At 68.8% G+C, this 18806-nt stretch carries 17 protein-coding genes; 5 read left to right on the top strand and 12 right to left on the bottom strand.

Annotation, left to right across the window (positions count from 1 at the left end):
* Positions 1-15: 15 nt before the first annotated feature.
* The 8 genes from hpf to thiL all read right to left on the bottom strand — a co-directional run bounded on the left by hpf (position 16) and on the right by thiL (position 6084).
* Complete coding sequence (gene hpf, locus C8261_RS11870; RefSeq protein ID WP_107493935.1) at positions 16-339, bottom strand: ribosome hibernation-promoting factor, HPF/YfiA family; 324 nt, start codon at positions 337-339, stop codon at positions 16-18.
* Positions 340-360: 21 nt separating this feature from the next.
* Positions 361-1818 carry an RNA polymerase factor sigma-54 gene (locus tag C8261_RS11865; RefSeq protein WP_107493934.1) on the bottom strand — a complete coding sequence of 486 codons (1458 nt, stop codon included), beginning with the start codon at positions 1816-1818 and terminating at the stop codon, positions 361-363.
* 19 nt (positions 1819-1837) lie between these two features.
* The gene (gene lptB, locus C8261_RS11860) at positions 1838-2560 is read right to left on the bottom strand and encodes an LPS export ABC transporter ATP-binding protein (protein WP_107493933.1); all 723 of its coding nucleotides are present in this window, start codon (positions 2558-2560) and stop codon (positions 1838-1840) included.
* Complete coding sequence (gene recX / locus C8261_RS11855; RefSeq protein WP_107493932.1) at positions 2541-2993, bottom strand: recombination regulator RecX; 453 nt, start codon at positions 2991-2993, stop codon at positions 2541-2543. Before recX ends, lptB begins: the two co-directional genes overlap by 20 nt.
* A gap of 8 nt (positions 2994-3001) precedes the next feature.
* Positions 3002-4033, bottom strand: coding sequence for a recombinase RecA (gene recA / locus C8261_RS11850; protein ID WP_107493931.1), 1032 nt, complete (start codon positions 4031-4033; stop codon positions 3002-3004).
* 95 nt (positions 4034-4128) lie between these two features.
* Positions 4129-4629, bottom strand: coding sequence for a CinA family protein (locus tag C8261_RS11845; RefSeq protein ID WP_107493930.1), 501 nt, complete (start codon positions 4627-4629; stop codon positions 4129-4131).
* Positions 4630-4634: 5 nt separating this feature from the next.
* The gene (locus C8261_RS11840) at positions 4635-5120 is read right to left on the bottom strand and encodes a phosphatidylglycerophosphatase A family protein (RefSeq protein ID WP_107493929.1); all 486 of its coding nucleotides are present in this window, start codon (positions 5118-5120) and stop codon (positions 4635-4637) included.
* Position 5121: 1 nt separating this feature from the next.
* A complete protein-coding gene (gene thiL / locus C8261_RS11835; protein ID WP_107493928.1) occupies positions 5122-6084 on the bottom strand; it encodes a thiamine-phosphate kinase in 963 nt (320 codons plus the stop codon).
* A 123-nt stretch (positions 6085-6207) separates the two neighbouring features.
* On the opposite strand from thiL, the gene C8261_RS11830 reads away from it, so the two are divergent.
* From C8261_RS11830 to C8261_RS11815, 4 genes are read left to right on the top strand one after another with little or no spacing between them, the layout of a single operon-like run.
* Positions 6208-7980 carry an N-acetylglutaminylglutamine amidotransferase gene (locus C8261_RS11830; protein ID WP_107493927.1) on the top strand — a complete coding sequence of 591 codons (1773 nt, stop codon included), beginning with the start codon at positions 6208-6210 and terminating at the stop codon, positions 7978-7980.
* Entirely contained in the window at positions 7970-9739 is a 1770-nt protein-coding gene (gene ngg / locus C8261_RS11825) for an N-acetylglutaminylglutamine synthetase (protein WP_235864909.1), read from the top strand. Before C8261_RS11830 ends, ngg begins: the two co-directional genes overlap by 11 nt.
* The gene (locus C8261_RS11820; RefSeq protein ID WP_107493926.1) at positions 9736-10968 is read left to right on the top strand and encodes an osmoprotectant NAGGN system M42 family peptidase; all 1233 of its coding nucleotides are present in this window, start codon (positions 9736-9738) and stop codon (positions 10966-10968) included. Before ngg ends, C8261_RS11820 begins: the two co-directional genes overlap by 4 nt.
* 38 nt (positions 10969-11006) lie before the next feature.
* Entirely contained in the window at positions 11007-11696 is a 690-nt protein-coding gene (locus tag C8261_RS11815; RefSeq protein WP_107493925.1) for a hypothetical protein, read from the top strand.
* A gap of 12 nt (positions 11697-11708) precedes the next feature.
* On the opposite strand, the gene C8261_RS11810 is transcribed toward C8261_RS11815, so the two are convergent.
* Positions 11709-12692, bottom strand: coding sequence for an asparaginase (locus C8261_RS11810; RefSeq protein WP_107493984.1), 984 nt, complete (start codon positions 12690-12692; stop codon positions 11709-11711).
* Between the two features lie 8 nt (positions 12693-12700).
* Positions 12701-14104, bottom strand: coding sequence for an aspartate ammonia-lyase (gene aspA / locus C8261_RS11805; protein ID WP_107493924.1), 1404 nt, complete (start codon positions 14102-14104; stop codon positions 12701-12703).
* 144 nt (positions 14105-14248) lie between these two features.
* Between aspA and C8261_RS11800 the strand changes: the two genes are divergently transcribed.
* Entirely contained in the window at positions 14249-16372 is a 2124-nt protein-coding gene (locus C8261_RS11800) for a sensor domain-containing diguanylate cyclase (protein ID WP_181358935.1), read from the top strand.
* Positions 16373-16379: 7 nt separating this feature from the next.
* Here the strand turns inward: C8261_RS11800 and C8261_RS11795 are convergent, their stop codons facing one another.
* Positions 16380-18185: an ABCB family ABC transporter ATP-binding protein/permease gene (locus tag C8261_RS11795; RefSeq protein WP_107493922.1), complete on the bottom strand. Its 1806-nt coding sequence runs from the start codon at positions 18183-18185 to the stop codon at positions 16380-16382.
* A 42-nt stretch (positions 18186-18227) separates the two neighbouring features.
* Complete coding sequence (locus tag C8261_RS11790) at positions 18228-18800, bottom strand: YqaA family protein (protein WP_107493921.1); 573 nt, start codon at positions 18798-18800, stop codon at positions 18228-18230.
* Positions 18801-18806 lie beyond the last annotated feature (6 nt).

Here is an 18806-nt window from a genome sequence, read left to right as displayed (position 1 = left end):
GCGGTAAGGAGTGGCTCACTCTTCGGTGGCCTGGTGCTTGAGCGCGTCGTGGTGGTGGTCCTGCAGCTTCTGCTTGTGCTTCTGCACCTGGCGTTCGAGCTTGTCGGTCATCGCGTCGATGGCGGCGTACATGTCGCCGTTGTGGGCTTCGACGAAGATGTCCTTGCCGCGCACATGCAGGGTCACTTCGGCCTTCTGGTCGAGCTTTTCCACCGACAGGATCACGCCGACGCTGGTGACGTTGTCGAAGTGACGGATGACGCGGTCGAGCTTCGACGTCACGTAGTCGCGGAGGGCGGCGGTGACTTCCACGTGATGCCCGGTGATGGTGAGATTCATGATGACTCCTCTTGTTTCGGTTCAGATCGTCTTGCGCATACTGACCGGCGGGATATTGAGCGATTCGCGGTATTTGGCGATAGTGCGCCGCGCGACGACGATACCCTGCTGGCCCAACAAATCGGCAATCTTGGCGTCGGACAGGGGCTTCTTTCTGTCTTCGGCATCCACCAGCTGGCGAATCAGCGCGCGAATCGCAGTGGAGGATGCCGCTCCACCGGTATCGGTGGCGACGTGACTGCCGAAGAAATACTTCAACTCGAACACCCCGCGCGGGGTGGCCATGAACTTCTGCGTGGTGACCCGTGACACCGTCGATTCGTGCAGTTCGAGCTGATCGGCGATCTCGCGCAGGGTCAACGGGCGCATCGCCACCTCCCCATGATCGAAGAACTGCCGCTGCTGGTCAACGATGGCCTGGGAAACGCGCAGGATGGTGTCGAAGCGCTGCTGCACGTTCTTGATCAGCCAGCGTGCTTCCTGCAATTGTCCGGTGAGGCCGCCGCCATTGCCGCGGTTCTGCTGCAGCAGCTGGGCGTAGAGGGCATTGATGCGCAGCTTCGGCATGGCCTCGGGGTTGAGGTTGACCTGCCAGCGCCCGCGCAGCTTGCGCACCACGACGTCGGGGATCACGTAGCGGGTTTCCTGCGCGGCGTAGCGCGAGCCCGGATGGGGATCGAGGCGGCAGATCAGTGCGTGGGCGGCGCGCAGGGCGTCGTCGTCGCACGACAGCAGGCGCTTGAGCTTGACGAAGTTGCGCTCGGCGAGCAGTTCGAGGTGCCCGTCGACGATGCGCAGCGCGAGGTCGCGCTCATCGCCGGCGGCCATCGCACGCAGTTGCAGGCTCAGGCATTCCTGCACGGTGCGCGCGCCGATGCCGGCGGGTTCGAGGTGCTGCACATGGCGCAGGGCGATGCCGAGGTCGTCGAGGTCGATGTCGAGCTCTTCGGGGAGCAGCGGCAGGAGGTCTTCGAGCTCCTGGTGGAGATAGCCGTCGTCGTCGAGGGCCTCGATGACGAAGCGCACCAGCGCGCGGTCGCGGTCGGAGAGCGGGGAGAGTGCCACCTGCTGGTCGAGGTGGTCGCGCAGCGAGGTCTCGGCGGCCTGGAATTCCTGGTAATCGACGTCGTCGTCATCGTCGCGGCGGGTGCTGCCGCTGCCGGCACTCAGCCATTCGCCGGCCTCGTCGCTGGCGCCGGCCTCGTGCTCGGCACGTTCTTCGCCGCGCTCGCCGTCCTGAGCACCGTCACTGCTGCCCTGCTCGCTGCTGCGTTCGCTGGTGGCGGTGGCTGCGCCGCTGCCGGGGCCGAAATCGCTGCCGTCGCCGTCCTCGCGTTCGAGCATGGGGTTTTCCAGCAGGAAGCGCTCGATCTCCTGGTTGAGCTCGATGGTCGACAGCTGCAGCAGCTTGATCGACTGCTGCAGCTGCGGGGTCAGCGTAAGGTGCTGGGAGAGCTTGAGCTGGAGGGTGGGCTTCATGCGGATCGGGCCATCGCGGTCAGAGGCGGAAGTGTTCGCCGAGGTAGACCTGGCGCACCTTCTCGTTGTCGACGATGTTGGCGGGCGTGCCGCTGGCCAGCACCCGCCCCTCGCTGATGATGTAGGCGCGGTCGCAGATGCCCAGCGTCTCACGCACGTTGTGGTCGGTGATCAGCACACCGATGCCGCGCTCCTTGAGGAAGCGGATGATCTTCTGGATGTCGATGACGGCGATCGGGTCGACGCCGGCAAAGGGTTCGTCGAGCAGGATCAGGCGCGGGTTGGTGGCCAGTGCGCGGGCGATCTCGCAGCGTCGGCGTTCGCCGCCGGAGAGCGACACCGCCATGTTGTCGCGCAGGTGGGTAATGCCCAGTTCCTGCAGCAGTTCGTCCAGGCGCGCGCTGGCCTGGGCGTCGTCAAGGCCTTGCAGCTCGAGTACCGCACGGATGTTCTCGGCTACCGTGAGCTTGCGGAAGACGCTCATCTCCTGCGGCAGGTAGGAGAGGCCGAGGCGGGCACGGGCGTGGATGGGAAGGTGGGTGAGGCGCTCCTCGTCGAGGATGATCTCGCCACCGTCGGCACGTACGAGGCCGACGATCATGTAGAAACAGGTGGTCTTGCCGGCCCCGTTGGGGCCGAGCAGGCCGACGACCTCGCCGCTGCCGACGGCGAAGCCGACGTCGTGCACCACCGTGCGCGCCTTGTAGCGCTTCTGCAGGCCTTCAACCTTGAGCAGACTCATCGGGGATCTCTTTCAACACCTTGCGGATCAACGCGCTGCCGAAGCCACGCCCCTGCAGGAAGCGCGCCTGGCGTGCCCATTCGCGTGCATCCCCCGGGGCACGGCCGAATTTGCCGGCCCACACGGAGCGTGCGCGCTGTTCCTCGTCGTCGCCGTCGCCGGCCAGCGCCGCCGCGATCAGCTCTGCATCCACACCGCGGCTGGCGAGGTCGTGGCGCAGGCGGGCGGTGCCGAAGCGCGCGCCCTTGCCCCGCACCCAGGCCTGCGCGAAGCGGGCATCGGAGAGCAGTTCGAGTTCGGTGAGACGGTTGAGCACGCTGGCGATGTCCTCGGCGGTGCCGTGGGGGGCGAGCTTGCGCTCGAGCTCTGCGCGGCTGTGTTCACGCTGCGCCAGATAACGCAACGCTCGTTCGCGCAGGGCGCTTCCCTCCATGGTGTTGATCAGGCTTCGGTCGCCGCTTCGGCGCTGGCCGCGGGCATTTCCTTCAGCCCCAGCGCGACCCGCACCTTGTTCTCGATTTCGCGCGCAAGTGCCGGATTGGCGCGCAGGAACTCGCGCACGTTGTCCTTGCCCTGGCCGATCTTGTCGCCGTTGTAGGCATACCATGCGCCGGACTTGTCGACGATCTTGTGATCGACGCCAAGGTCGATGATCTCGCCCTCGCGCGACACGCCCTCGCCGTAGAGGATGTCGAAGCGCGCCTCCTTGAACGGCGGGGCGACCTTGTTCTTGACCACCTTGACCTTGGTTTCCGAACCGACCACCTCTTCGCCGCGCTTGATCGTGCCGGTGCGGCGGATGTCCATGCGCACGCTGGAATAGAACTTCAGCGCGTTGCCGCCGGTGGTGGTCTCGGGGTTGCCGAACATCACGCCGATCTTCATGCGGATCTGGTTGATGAAGATCACCAGGGTGTTGGTGCGCTTGATGTTGGCGGTGAGCTTGCGCAGCGCCTGACTCATCAGGCGGGCCTGCAGGCCGGGCAACTGGTCGCCCATCTCGCCTTCGATTTCGGCCTTCGGGGTCAGTGCGGCGACCGAGTCGATGACGACGATGTCCACCCCGCCCGAGCGCACCAGCATGTCGGCGATCTCAAGTGCCTGTTCACCGGTATCGGGCTGGGAGATGAGCAGGTCGGTGATGTTTACCCCCAGCTTTTCGGCATAGCCGACGTCGAGGGCATGTTCGGCGTCGATGAAGGCAGCGGTGCCGCCGAGTTTCTGCATCTCGGCGATGACCTGCAGGGTCAGCGTGGTCTTGCCGGACGACTCCGGGCCGTAGATCTCGACCACCCGGCCGCGCGGCAGGCCGCCGAGGCCGAGCGCGATGTCCAGCCCCAGCGAGCCGGTGGAGACGGTCTGGATGTCCTTTTCGACGTTGCCGTCGCCCATGCGCATGATCGAACCCTTGCCGAACTGCTTCTCGATCTGCGAGAGCGCCGCGGCCAGCGCCTTGGCCTTGTTGTCGTCCATAAGAAGTATTCCTGAGTGGTTGGCGGATTATGGCACAGAGTTTGCTGGAATGTGCCAGCCCCCAGTCTAGTGCCTGAATGTATTTACAGCAACCATTACAGGTCAGCATCGCCTCTGGCGAGGGCGATGACGCCGCGCAGCGCGGCGATCACCGTCTGCCGCCGCACCGCCTCGCGGTCGCCGCTGAAATGGCAGGTTGCGATCCGCGGCAGGTCGCCATATACCCCCCAGCCGATGCATACCGTGCCCACCGGCTTGGCGGCGCTGCCGCCGTCCGGGCCGGCGATGCCGGAGACCGCCACGGCGATGTCGGCGAGGCTGTGCGCGAGCGCACCGGCGACCATCTCGCGCACGGTCTCCTCGCTCACCGCACCGTGACTGTCCACGGTCAGCGGGCAGACTTCGAGCATCTCGCACTTGGCGGCGTTGGAGTAGGTCACGAAGCCGCGGTCGAACCAGGCCGAGCTGCCGGGCGTGTCCGTCACCGTGGCGGCGATCCAGCCGCCGGTGCACGACTCCGCGGCGCTCAGTCGCCAGCCGCGCGCCGCCAGGGCGTCGCCGAGTTCGCGGGAGAGGGTGGCGAGTTCGATGTCCATGGCGTTCAGCCCAGCAGATGTACGAGGACGGCGATCACCAGCAGGGTGTAGGCGGCGGCGATGAGGTCGTCGAACATCACCCCGAAGCCCCCCTTCAGCTTCTGGTCCGCCATGCGGATGGGCGGCGGCTTGACGATGTCGAAGAAGCGGAAGATTACCACTGCGGTGGCTTGCCACAGCAGGGTGGCGGGGGTGAACAGCAGCACCAGCCAGATCGCCACCATCTCGTCCCAGACGATGGCGCCGTGGTCGGGTACGCCCAGCGCGCGTCCGGTGCGCTCGGCGGCGATCACTCCGGCGATGAACAGGCTGGCCAGGAAGGCGAGGAACACCGCCTCGTTCACCGGAGTGCGGATCAGCGGATAGAGCAGCCAGCCCAGCAGGGTGCCGACCGTGCCCGGGGCCTTCGGCGACAGCCCGGCGCCGAAGCCCAGCGAGATGAAGTGGGCGGGGTGGCTGAGCAGGAAGCGGAGGTTCGGGGTGGTGGTCATGTCAGCAGGCGAAATGGTCGTAGCCCCCGGTGGTGGGCAGGTGCACGCTGCCGTCGGGCGCGCGCAGCAGCACCTGACCGCTGTCGGCATTGAGTTGACCGATGCAGTGTAAGGGCAGAGCGAGCTCTCCCGCCATCGCCGCGAGGGTGTCGCGCTGAGCCGGGGGGGCGGTGAACAGCAGTTCGTAATCATCGCCGCCGCCGAGCAACGCGGCTTCGGCGATCGCCGGCGGGGCGCCGTCGGCGAGCAGGGCGCCGAGCGGCAGCGCGGCATGCTCGATCAGCGCGCCGCAGCGCGATGCGGCAAGCAGATGGCGCAGGTCGCCGAGGAGGCCGTCGGAGACGTCCAGCGCCGCGCTGGCGATGCCGCGCAGGGCCAGACCCAGGGCCACCCGTGGTTGCGGGTGGTGCAACGCGGCGAGGCATGCCGTGCGCCCGGCGGCACTCAGTGCAAGCCCGTCGCGCAGCGCCTGCAGACCCAGTGCCGCGCGTCCGGGCTGGCCGGAGACCCACAGCAGGTCCCCCGGACGTGCACCGGCGCGGGTCAGTGCGGTGCCGGCGGGAACTTCACCGATCACCGTCGCGCACAGGTTGAGCGGGCCGCGTGTGGTGTCGCCGCCGGCCAGGTCGAGGCCGAAGTTCTCCGCGCAGGCGAACAGCCCGTCGGCGAAGGCCGCCAGCCAGGCATCGTCGGCCGTCGGCAGGGCCAGTGCGAGAAAGGCCCAGCGCGGCTCGGCGCCCATTGCCGCAAGGTCGGAGACATTCACCGCCAGCGTCTTCCAGCCCAGATCGGTGGGTTCGGTGTCGGCGAAGAAGTGCGTGCCGGCGACCAGCATGTCGGTGGATACGGCCAGTTGCATGCCGGCGCGCGGGGCGAGCAGGGCGGCGTCGTCGCCCGCCGCAAGCGCGGTGTGCGACGCGGGACGGGTGAAGTGGCGGCGGATCAGGTCGAATTCACCTGGCATGGCGGAGCGGGGCGGATTTCAAATCGGCTCAAGAGCTTACCGCAGCGCGTGTTTGACCTCTAAAACTTTTGCGCAAAATCAATTTGCTACAATAGGCATGTTCCAACAACAGAAGGAAGACCTATGTGCGGCATTGCCGGTGAGATCAGATTCGACGGACAGACCCCCGACCTGGGTGCGATTGCACGCATGAACCAGCGCCAGCAGCGGCGCGGCCCGGACAATGGCGGGGTGTTCGCCCAGGGCTCCCAGGCCTGGGGCCACAGGCGCCTGAAGATCATGGATCTCTCCGAATCCGCCCAGCAGCCCATGGTGGATCCCGAGCTGGGGCTCGGCATCGTGTTCAACGGCGCGGTGTACAACCACCCTGAGCTGCGCCGCGAGCTGGAAGGCAAGGGCTACCGCTTCTATTCGCACGGCGACACCGAGGTGCTGCTCAAGGCCTACCACGCCTGGGGGCCGGACTTCGTCCAGCGCCTCAACGGCATGTTCGCCTTCGCCATCTGGGAGCGCGACAGCGGCCGCGTGCTGCTCGGCCGCGACCGCCTGGGCATCAAGCCGCTGTACTACGCGGAGATCCCCGGCGGCTTGCGCTTCGCTTCCAGCCTGCCTGCGCTGCTCGAAGCCGGCGGGGTGGACACCACGGTGGACCCGGCCGCGCTCAATTTCTACCTCTCCTTCCACGCCGTGGTGCCGGCGCCGCACACCATCTATGCCGGGGTGCGCAAGCTGCCGCCCGGCACGCTGATGCACATCGAGCCCGACGGCAGCCGCCGCGAACGCAGCTTCTGGACGCTGATGTATCCGCAGGACCCCGCCGACGAGGCGCGCAGCTTCGAGGAATGGACCGAGATCCTGCTCGACGGCCTGCGCGCCGCGGTCCGTCGCCGCCTGGTGGCCGACGTGCCGGTGGGCGCGCTGCTCTCCGGCGGGGTGGATTCCAGTCTCATCGTCGGCCTGATGAGCGAGACCGGGGTGCGAGACCTGCGCACCTACAACGTCGGTTTCGAGGACGTCGGCGGCGAGAAGGGCAACGAGTTCGAGTACGCCGAGATCGTCGCGCGCGAGTTCGGCACCCACCACGAGCGCATCTTCGTGCCCGAGGCCGAACTGCTCACCCGCCTGCCCGAAGCGGTCGAGGCGATGAGCGAGCCGATGGTGAGCCATGACTGCATCGGCTTCTACCTGCTCTCCGAGGCGGTCTCGCGCCACAGCAAGGTGGTGCAGAGCGGCCAGGGTGCGGACGAGGTGTTCGGCGGCTACCACTGGTATCCCAGGCTCGCCGGCAGCGCCGACCCGGTGGGCGACTACCTGGCGGCCTTCCGCGACCGCGATTACGACGAATACCTTCGCACCGTGAACCCCGCCTGGCACGGCGTGGACGCCAGCGCGGCCTTCGTTTCCGCCAGCTTCAACGCCCCGGGCGCCGACGACCCGGTGGACAAGGCGCTGCGCCTGGACACCACCATCATGCTGGTGGACGACCCGGTGAAGCGCGTCGACAACATGACCATGGCCTTCGGCCTGGAAGCGCGGGTGCCCTTCCTCGATCACGAACTGGTCGAGTTGGCCGCGCGCATCCCGGCGCGCCACAAGCTCGCGCACGGAGGCAAGGGTGTGCTCAAGGAGGCCGCGCGCAAGCTGATTCCGTCCGCGGTCATCGACCGCCCCAAAGGCTACTTCCCGGTGCCGGCGCTCAAGTACCTGCAGGGTCCGGTGCTCGAACGCGTGCGCGATGCGCTCTGCAGCCGCGCCGCGCGCGGGCGCGGGCTGTTCCGCCAGGACTATGTCGACACCCTGCTGGCCGACCCCTCCGCCCACATCACGCCGCTGCGCGGCTCCAAGCTGTGGCAGCTCGGCCTGCTCGAATGGTGGCTGCAGAGCCATGCTGCCTGAGGCCCGCCCGATGATCCGCAAGCAGATCGCCCGCGCGCTGCGCGCCGGCCACCAGCCCCTGCACCTGCCCGCCGGGCAGCCCGAGGCGGTGGCGATGCCCGAGAACGTCATCGTCGAATGCGGCTGGGGGCGCTGGCTGCCGGCGCAGACCTGGCGCGACCCGGCGCAACTGGCCGCCGAACTGCTGCAGGAGCGCCCCGGGCAGCGCGACATCGCCTTCTACGTCGAGAAACCGCAGGTGGTGGTGGCCAGCGCACCGCAGCAGCTCTTTCTCGACCCCTCGGACGCCTTCCGTCTGCAACTGGCCGCCTACCGCGCGCAGCGCGCCAGCCGCCACGGCTTCACCCTGCGCCGCCTGCGCACGCGGGCCGACGTGGCGGCGATCAACGCCCTCTACCGTGCGCGCCGCATGGTGCCGGTGGACCCGCAGCGGGTGTGGCGCGAACGCGCCAGCCGGGCCATCACCTACGCGCTCGCCGAGGACCGCGCGAGCGGCGAGGTGATCGGCGTGGCGATGGGCCTGGACCATGTCGAGGCCTTTGCCGACGCCCAGCACGGCGCCAGTCTGTGGGCGCTGGCGGTGGCCCCGCAGGCCGCCCATCCCGGTGTCGGCGAAGCCCTGGTGCGCTATCTTGCCGAGCACTACCTGGCGCGCGGGCGTGCGTGGATGGACGTCTCGGTGATGCATGACAACGCCCAGGCCATTGCGCTCTACGACAAGCTCGGCTTCCAGCGCATCCCGGCCTTCGCGGTGAAACGCCGCAATGCGATCAACGAGCCGCTGTTCACCGGCTCGGCCGAGGAGCTGGCCGGGCTCAACCCCTATGCCCGGCTGATCGTCGACGAGGCCGTGCGCCGCGGCATCCACGCCGAGGTGCTGGATGCGGAGAACGGCTACTTCCGCCTCACCCTGGGCGGGCGCAGCATCGTCTGCCGAGAGTCGCTCTCCGAACTCACCAGCGCGGTGGCGATGAGTCGCTGCCAGGACAAGCGCGTCACCCTCAGGCTGCTCGGTGGCGCCGGGCTGGCGGTGCCGGCGCAGGCCGATGCGGCGGACGAGGCCGCCTGGCAGGCGCTGCTGGCCGCGCACGGCGCGGTGGTGGTGAAGCCGGTGGAAGGCGAGCAGGGCAAGGGCATCAGCGTGAACCTCGGTAGCGCCGACGAGGTGCGCGCCGCCATCGAGCGCGCGCGCCAGTTCTGCGAGCGGGTCATCGTCGAGCAGTACTGCAGCGGCCAGGACCTGCGCATCGTGGTCATCGACTACCGCGTGGTGGCCGCCGCCGTGCGCCGTCCGCCGATGGTGGTGGGCGACGGCCGCAGCACGGTGCGCGAGCTGATCGAGAAACAGAGCCGGCGCCGCGCGGCGGCCACCGGCGGTGAGTCGCGCATCCCGCTGGACGCCGAAACCGAACGCTGCGTGCGTGCCCAGGGCCATGCGCTGGACACTGTGCCGGAGGCCGAACAGCGCCTCACCGTGCGCAACACCGCCAACCTGCACACCGGGGGCACCATCCACGACGTCACCGCCGAACTGCACCCGGCACTGCGTGTGGCGGCGGAGAAGGCCGCGCGCGAGCTGGACATTCCGGTCACCGGGCTGGACTTCCTGGTGCCGGCGGTCGACGGCCAGGAGTACGTGATCATCGAGGCCAACGAACGCCCCGGGCTGGCCAACCACGAACCCCAGCCCACCGCCGAGCGCTTCGTCGACCTGCTGTTCCCGCGCTCGCGCGCCCACCACGGAGGAGACGGCGCATGAACGAAGCCGCCCTGCCCCGGGTTGCCCTGCCCGAGATCGATTACGCCTACCTCGAAGAGACCCTGCTGCAGCTGCTCGCCATCCCCAGCCCGGTGGGCCTCACCGACGGCGCGGTGCGCTACGCCGCAGGCCGCCTGGAAGCGCTCGAGATTCCCTACGAGATGACCCGGCGCGGCGCCATCCGCGCCACCCTGCGCGGGCGCGAAGCCCAGCCGGCGCGCGCCATCGTCGCCCACCTCGACACCCTGGGGGCGATGGTGCGCGAGCTCAAGCCCAACGGCCGCCTGGCCATCGTGCCCATCGGCCACTGGTCGGCGCGCTTCGCCGAGGGCTTCCGCCTGACCATCTTCACCGACCACGGCCAGGTGCGCGGCACCTGTCTGCCGTTGAAGACCTCGGGGCATGCCTTCGGCCCCGAGATCGACAGCCAGCCGGTGGGCTGGGAGCATGTCGAGGTGCGCGTGGACCTGCCGGTGTCCAGCCGCGCCGAGCTGGAGGCGGCCGGCATCCATGTCGGCGACTGGATCGCCTTCGACCCGCTGCCCGAGATCCAGCCCGACGGCTACATCAACTCGCGCTATCTCGACGACAAGGCCGCGGTGGCCGCGCTGCTCACCGCCTGCAAGGCGGTACGCGACCATCGCCTGCCCCTGCCGGTGGACGTCCATCCCTTGCTCACCATCACCGAGGAGGTCGGCTCCGGCGCCTCGGCGGCGCTGCACGGCGAGATCGCCGAGATGGTCAGCCTGGACATCTCCATCGCCGCACCCGGGCAGAACACCTCCGAGCATGCCGCCACCATCTGCGTGCAGGACATGTCCGGCCCCTTCGACTACCACCTCACCCACAAGCTCATCGGCCTCGCGCAGGAACACGGCATCGCCCACCGTCGCGACGTGTTCCGCTACTACCGTTCCGATTCCGCCGCCGCGGTGGAAGCCGGCAACGACATCCGCACCGCGCTGATCGGCTTCGGCGCCGATGCCTCGCACGCCCAGGAGCGCACCCATCGCGAGGCGCTGGTGGCCCTCACCCAGCTGGTGATCGCCTACATGACCAGCGCACCGGTGGCGCGCCGCGACTGCCGCAGCATGGGCTCGCTGGAAGGCTTCACCGAACAGCTGCGGCCGCAGGACATGGTGCTGCCGAGCACGCCGCTGCCGGCGCCGGAGGAATTCCTCGACAGCGAACTGCCGTCTTGCCGGACTGCCTCCGGGCACGGCACCTGAGCTAAGATCCGGCACCCCTAGCCAGTTGGGAGCGCCTGATGGCCGCCCCGGATCCGGACTTCTCCGCGCTCACCGCGGTTGGACTCAACCTTCACGCCGTCGTCGACGTCGCCGCGCTGCCGGCGTCGCTGTCTCCAGACTTGCCGCGAGCATGCCGGGGCGGGCAGCTCATCGTCGTTGCCAACGCCGGTCCGCTGCTGTGGCGCGCGGTGAAGGCGGCGGGGCTGGCGTCGGCTGATCCGATCGACGACTTCAGCGTAGATGCGGTGGTGCAGTGGTTCGCGCGGCAGTTTCCCGGCCGCCGTCATCGGGTGCTGTATCCGGGCGGCAGCCCGCTCGGGCTGCAGGCGCTGGGGCGGCTGCTTGGCTGGCACCACGCGACGCCCTTCATGGTCGGCATCCTGCCGCAGTGGGGGAGCTGGTTTGGCTACCGGGTGGTGTTGTGGGCGGATACGGACCTGCCCGTGACGCCGCCCCTGCAGGTGGAATCGCCCTGCCGTGCGTGCACGGCGCAGCCCTGTGTCGCTGCCTGTCCGGCGCAGGCGATGGGTGCGGGCGGCTTTGCGCTGGAGAAATGCCTGGCCTGGCGCCGCCAGCCGGCTTCACCGTGCCGGGCGCGTTGCCTGGCGCGCGATGCCTGTCCGGTGGGGCGCGCGCAGCGCTACGACGAGGACCACATGCGCCATACCTATGAGCAGTCGCTGCGCATGATCATGCGCCAGCGCTGACGCGCAGCGGCGTCAATCCGGCGCGCGGGCGACGCGCTCGAACAGGGCGGGGGCGCCGCCGGCAATCTCCAGCATCAGCAGCACGCGCGCCTGCAGGGCGTTGCACCAGCCAGCGGGGCGCACGGCCGGGTGGGCGTGGTGGCGGGTGACCGGGCCGGCGGCGACGCGGCTGGCGCGCACCAGGCGCAGGCCCGCGGCGGCAGCGCGTTCGATGGCGGGCAACCAGGCGTCCGGCAGGCTGCCGTTGCCGGGCAGGGCGAGCACGGCGCCGGCGGCGCCGGCCTCGCGCAGCAGATCGAGCAGGCGCGGGTCGGCGCCGCCGGCGACGTGCACGACTTCCACCCAGGGCAGGGTCTGCAGGCCGTCGAGCGTGCCGCGTGGCAGGCTCGCGGCGCTGCCGGAGGTGGCGTTGCGCAGGCGCGTGGGCGGTGCGGCGAGGCCCAGCGGGCCGGCCTGCGGGGCGCGGAAGGCGGCCGGGCGGACGGTGTGGGCCTTGCTGAAGTCGTCGGCGCCGTACACCTCGCCACCGAGTGCGAGCAGCACGCCGGGGCCGTGGAATGCGGCACCGGCCGCCACGCCGACGGCTTCCCAGAGGTTCATCGGGCCGTCGGCGGACAGGGCGGTGGCCGGGCGCATTGCCGCAGTCATCACCACCGGCTTGTCGCCATGCACGGTGAGGTGAAGGAACCAGGCGGTTTCTTCCAGCGTGTCGGTGCCGTGGGTGATGACGATGCCGTCGATTGCCGGGTTGTCGCGCAGCGCCTGCACGCGCCGCGCAAGCTGCAGCCAGTGCGCCGGGGTGATGTCCTTGCTGTCGATGTTGAAGGGCTGTTCAGCGCGCACCTCGGCCACCTCGGCGAGTTGCGGGACGGCGGCGAGGAGCGCCGCTGCGCCCAGGCTGCCGGCGGCGTAGCCGGTGGTGTCGGTGGCCGAGGCGGCGGCCCCGGCGATGGTACCGCCGGTGGCGAGCAGGGTGATGACGGGGGTGCGGCGCATGGCGGGCGTCATTCGCGGCGTGGCGCGGTGAGCACGTCCGGGCGCAGCACCTGTTCGAGCGCCTCCTTGTCCATCAGGCCCTTCTCCAGCACCAGCTCGGCGACGCTGCGCCCGCTGCGCAGCGCCTCGCGCGCCGCCCAGGTGGAGTTTTCGTAGCCGATGTGCGGGTTGAGCGCGGTGGCCAGCCCGGCCGAGGTGCGCACCCGTTCGGCGAGCATCTCGCGGTTGGCGGTGATGCCGCGCACGCAGTTTTCGGTGAGGGTGCGGCAGCCGGCCTCGAGGTGTTCGATGCTCTTGAACAGCGAGTGGCCGATGATCGGTTCGAAGGCGTTGAGCTGCAGCTGGCCGCCTTCCGAGGCCATGGTGATGGTGATGTCGTTGCCGATGACCTCGAAGGCGATCTGGTTCACCACCTCCGGGATGATGGGGTTGACCTTGCCCGGCATGATGCTCGACCCGGCGGCGCGCTCGGGCAGGTTGATCTCGTTGAAGCCGGCCTGCGGACCGGAGGACAGCAGGCGCAGGTCATTGCAGACCTTGGAGAGCTTGCAGGCGATGCGCTTGAGCACGCCCGAGAGCTGCACGAAGGAGCCGGTGTCCTGGGTGGCCTCGATGAGGTTCTCGGCGGGTACGAGCTTGACGCCGGAGAGTTCGGCGAGGAACTCGGTGGCCATCTTGGCGTAGCGGATGTCGGTGTTGATGCCGGTGCCGATGGCGGTGGCGCCGAGGTTGATCTCCTGGATCAGCGCGATGGCCTCGCGCAGGCGGGCGGTGTCCTCGCCCATCATCACCGCGTAGGTGGAGAACTCCTGGCCGAGCGTCATCGGCACCGCGTCCTGCAGCTGGGTGCGGCCGATCTTGAGCACGTCGGCAAACTCGGCGGCCTTCGCCGCGAAGGCTTCGCGCAGGGTCTCCATGGCATCCAGCAGGCCCTGGATGGCAAACACCACCGCCAGCTTCAGTGCGGTGGGGTACACGTCATTGGTGCTCTGGCTCATGTTGACGTGGTTGATCGGGTGCAGCTCCTTGTAGTGGCCCTTGGGCCAGCCGAGCTTCTCCAGGGCGAGGTTGGCGATGACCTCGTTGGCGTTCATGTTGGTCGAGGTGCCGGCGCCGCCCTGGATCACGTCGACGACGAACTGGTTGTGCAGGCGGCCTTCGGCAATCTCGCGGCAGGCTGCCTCGATGGCCTGGTGGCGGGTGGCGTCGAGCTGGCCGAGCTTGTTGTTGGCGCGTGCGGCGGCCTGCTTGACCAGCGCCAGGGCGCGCACCAGCTCGGGATAGGAGCCGATGGTCTTGCCGGTGATGGGGTAGTTCTCCAGCGCGCGCAGGGTGTGGATACCCCAATAGACGTCGGCAGGGACTTCGCGGTCGCCGAGCAGGTCGTGCTCGGCGCGGGTGGGTCGGTTCATCGTGCGGGCCTCCTTGTGGGTGGGTACGGCGGCTGACGCCCGTGCGTTTGCGGGCGTCCCGGGGGCAGTGTAACGGAAGCCGCGGGCATGGGCGCGGGCGTCACGGACTCCAAAATTCCATCAAAGCGTTTCATACTGGCGTTCATGCAGGGCACGTCGCGCAAATCTCTCGGACTGGTGGTGCTGCTCGTCGTCGGGCTGGCAGCCGCCGCGCTGGTGGTGCTGGTCGGCACGCTTGCCGATGCCAGCCTGCGCGAACGCTGGCGTGCCGAACGCCAGGGCGAGCTGGGTGGCCTGCGCGCGACGCTGGAGGGAGAGATCAACGGTGCCGCCAATCTCACTGCCGGGCTGATCGCCGAGGTGGTGCTCAATGAGGGGATCGATCCCCTGCATTTCGACCGTCACGCGCGCGAGCTGATGCGCGAGCGCTCCCTGCTGCGCAACATCACCCTGGCCCCGGGCAACGTCATCGCCATGGTGCACCCGCTCGCCGGCAACGAGGCCGCGCTGGGGCTGGATCTCCTCAATCACCCCACGCAGGGCGCGGCGACCAGGCTGATGCTGGCCAGCGGGCGGCCGGTGCTCGCCGGGCCGGTGACGCTGGCGCAGGGCGGTCAGGCGCTGATCCATCGCGTGCCGATCTATCTCAATGGCGACGACAATGGCACGCGCGGGCGCTACTGGGGGCTGATGAGCACGCCGATCGACTTCGACCGCCTGATTGTCGCAGTGGGCCTGGGTGATCCGGCCTTGCCCTACCGCGTTGCCTTGCGGGGTATCGACGGCCAGGGCGACCGCGGGCCGGTGTTCTGGGGTGATGCCAGCGTGTTCGAGGCCCCCGACGCCTTTCTGCTCGATGTGCATGTGCTAGAGGGCTCGTGGCGCATGGCCGCGCTGCCGCTCGGCGAACCACCCTCCCACGCCTGGCTGCTGCTGGGCTCCCGTGCGCTGGCCTTGCTGCTGGCGCTGATGACGATCAGCGTGGTCGCCCATCTGCTGCGCGTCGGTCGCCGGCTGGCCGAATCCGAACAGTTGCACCGCGAACTTGCCGAGCAGATGCAGGACGTGCTGTTCCAGACCGATGCCAGCCAGCGGGTGAATTACCTCAACCCGGCGTGGACCCAGCTCAGCGGCCGTCCGGTAAGCGCATGCCTCGGCCTGCCGTGGTCCGAGCTCCTCCACCCAGACGACCGTCAGCGCGCGCGCGGGCGCTGCACCGAGTTCATTGCCGCGCGCGGAGGCGAGTACGACGAGGCCTTCCGCGTCATCGACGCTGCCGGCAAGGTGCGCGAGGTGGTCGTGCGTGCCGGCCTGCACCGCAATGCGCGTGCCGAGGTGGTGGGAACGGTGGGCCTGATCATCGACGTCACCGAGCGTCGCCAGATGGAAACCCGACTTGCGGTGGCAAGCAGCCTGTTCGAGCGCAGCGGTGAGGCCATCGTGGTGTTCGACGCCGATGGCGTCGTGCAGGCCGTCAATCCGGCTTTCAGCCGCATCACCGGCTTTCGCGCGGCGGCGGTGGTGGGCACGGTTTTCGACCCCTTCGCGGCGCAGACTGGCGAGCCCACCCTGGCAACGCTATGGCGGGCGATGCGCGACGGCGATGCCTGGCAGGGCGAGTCCGAGGCCCGCCGCGCCAGCGGCGAGAGCTATCCGGTGGCGCTGTCCGCCACTGCAGTGCGCGACGCCGATGGCCACCTGCTGCAGTGCCTGCTGATCCTCGCCGACATCTCCGAGCGCAAGGAAAAGGAGCGCGCGGTGGAGTACCTTGCCTTGCACGACAGCCTGACCGGGCTGGCCAACCGCGTCCAGCTCGGCAGCCGTTTCGAGCAGGGTGCGGCGCAGGCCCGCCGCGCCGGGCACGGCATGGCCCTGTTGTACTTCGATCTGGATGGCTTCAAGCCGCTCAATGACCATCACGGCCACGAGGCCGGCGACCGCATGCTTTGTCACGTCGCCCTGCGCCTGCGTGATGCGGTGCGCGACAGCGATGTGGTGGCACGGGTCGGTGGAGATGAGTTTGCCATCCTGCTGAGCCGCGTCGACACGCCGGAAGGCGCGCGCACCGTGGCGGCCAAGGTGGTGGAGGCGCTCAATGCGCCGATGCGTCACGGCGGCGGCGAGCTGCGCATCGGTGCGAGCATCGGCATCGCTCTCTTCCCCGCGCATGGCACTACCCTGGACGAGCTGATGCGGGTGGCCGATCGCGCCATGTATCAGGTCAAGGCCCGCGGTCGCGGCGGCTGGTGGGTTGCCGAATTGCCCTGAGCGCGCCTCACCGGTCGTCGTGGGCTTCCTGCTGCTGCAGCGCCCACATGCGTGCGTAGTGCCCGCCGGCGGCCAGCAGTGCGGCGTGGCTGCCGCGTTCGACGATCTCGCCCTGGTCGAGGACGATGATCTCGTCGGCCTTCATCACCGTGGACAGGCGATGGGCGATGACCAGCGCGGTGCGGCCGGCGGCGGCCTGTTCGAGCTGGGCCTGGATGGCTTTTTCGGTCTTCGAGTCGAGCGCCGATGTGGCCTCGTCGAAGATCAGGATGGCGGGGTTCTTGAGCAAGGCGCGGGCGATGGCGACGCGCTGCTTCTCGCCCCCGGAGAGCTTCAGGCCGCGCTCGCCGACACGGGTGTCGTAGCCGTCCGGGAGGCGGGCGACGAAGTCACCGAGCTGGGCGGCCGCAGCGGCGGCTTCGACTTCCTCGCGGCTGGCGTCGGGACGGCCGTAGTGGATGTTGTAGTAGAGGGTGTCGTTGAACAGCACGGTGTCCTGGGGGACGATGCCGATGGCGGCGCGCAGGCTGCTCTGGGTGAGGCCGCGGATATCCATGCCGTTGATGCGGATGGCGCCGTCGCTGACGTCGTAGAAGCGGTACAGCAGGCGCGCCAGGGTGGACTTGCCGGCCCCCGAGTGGCCGACCACCGCAACCGTGTGCCCGGCCGGCACTTCGAAGCTGATGCCGCGCAGGATGGGGCGCTTGGGGTCGTAGGCGAAGCGCACCGCGTCGAAGCGCAGGGTCGCCGCGCCGGGCGGCAGCGCGCTGGCAGAGGGGGCGTCGGCGACTTCCTGATTGACGTGCAGGAGGCCGAACATGCGTTCGATGTCGGTGAGCGCCTGACGCAGTTCGCGGTACATCACGCCGAGGAAGTTGAGCGGGATGGAGAGCTGCAGCATGAAGGCATTGACCAGCACGATGTCGCCGATGGTCATGCTGCCGTCGGCAACGCGGATCGCTGCCTGCCACATCATCGCGGTGACGCCGAGGGCGATGATCACCGCCTGGCCAAGGTTGAGCAGGGCGAGTGACTGCTGGTTCACGGTCTGCGCGTGGATCCACTTCTGCAGCTGCTCGTCGTAGCGCGCGGCTTCGAAGCCCTCGTTGTTGAAGTACTTCACCGTCTCGTAGTTGAGCAGGCTGTCGATGGCGCGTGCGTTGGCGGCGGAGTCCAGTTCGTTGGCGCGGCGGCGCAGGGCGTTGCGCCAGTTGGTGACCTTCACCGTGAAGGTGATGTAGGCCAGCAGCGTCAGCGTGGTGATGAGGGCAAAGATGCTGTCGTAGCTGTACAGCAGGATGCCGATCACCAGACCGATCTCCACCAGCGTGGGCAGGATGGAGTACAGGGTGTAGCTGATCAGCGAGTTGATCGAGCGCGTGCCGCGTTCGATGTCGCGGGTCAGCCCGCCGGTCTGGCGTTCGAGGTGGAAGCGCAGGCTCAGCGCGTGGAGGTGGCGGAAGACCTGCAGGGAAATCTGCCGCACTGCCTGCTGGGTGACGCGCACGAAGATGAACTCGCGCAGCTCGGTAAACAGTGAGGTGGAAAAGCGCAGCACCCCGTAGGCCAGCAGCAGTGCCGCAGGGACCACCACGTAGGCCTGCGTGGTGGTCAGCCCGAGGGTGTCGATGAGGTGCTTGAAGACGATGGGTACGGAGACGTTCGCGCCCTTGGCCGCCACCAGGCAGCACAGCGCGAAGATCACCCGGCCCTTGTAGGCCCACAGATAGGGAAGGAGGCTCTTGAGGGTCTGCCAGTCGCGGCGTTCGGCCGGTTCGGGGGCGGGCAGGGGGGCGGAGGCGGCTTGTCGCATGGCGGCGATTCTACTCTGCCGCACGCCGCTGCCGGCGGCTGTTCAGCCGAACAGGCGGCCGATCTCCCCGCTGTAGGCGATGAGCTGGTAGTAGAGGAAGAAGCGCGGGATGCGGAACAGGGTGGCGGCGGCAAGCACGGTCTGCCAGCGCAGCGCCATGATGCCGGCAGCCCAGCAGGTCACCGAGAAGGGCAGCGGAGTGATCGAGCCCAGCACCACGGCCCAGAAACCGTACTTGCGGATGAAGTCGCGGTGCTCGTCCTTGAACTCCCCGAACAGCCGCGTGACCTGCGGCAGATGGCCCAGCCAGCGGCCGATGCCCCAGCCCAGCATGCCGCCGCATACCGACACCATGCCGAGCACCAGGACGTAGCGCGGCCAGTGCTCGGCGAGTTCGCTCTTGGCGATCAGCACCAGCAGGATGTCGGGCGGGAAGGGGGTGACGAAGGTGTCGGTGACGAGCAGGATCAGGCACATCCCGGCAAAGCCGATGCGCCCGATGATCCAGTTGGTGGCCGCGGCCATCTCCTCTTCGAAGACCATGCCCAGCGCGCCGATGGCGAACACGAAGAGGACCAGGGCGACGATGGCCTTGACGATGTTCTGCTGGATCACGATACG

It is taken from the genome of Pseudothauera lacus, assembly GCF_003034845.1.
GTDB classification, from domain to species: Bacteria; Pseudomonadota; Gammaproteobacteria; order Burkholderiales; family Rhodocyclaceae; genus Pseudothauera; species Pseudothauera lacus.
This window is presented reverse-complemented; position numbering and strand designations above follow the sequence as displayed.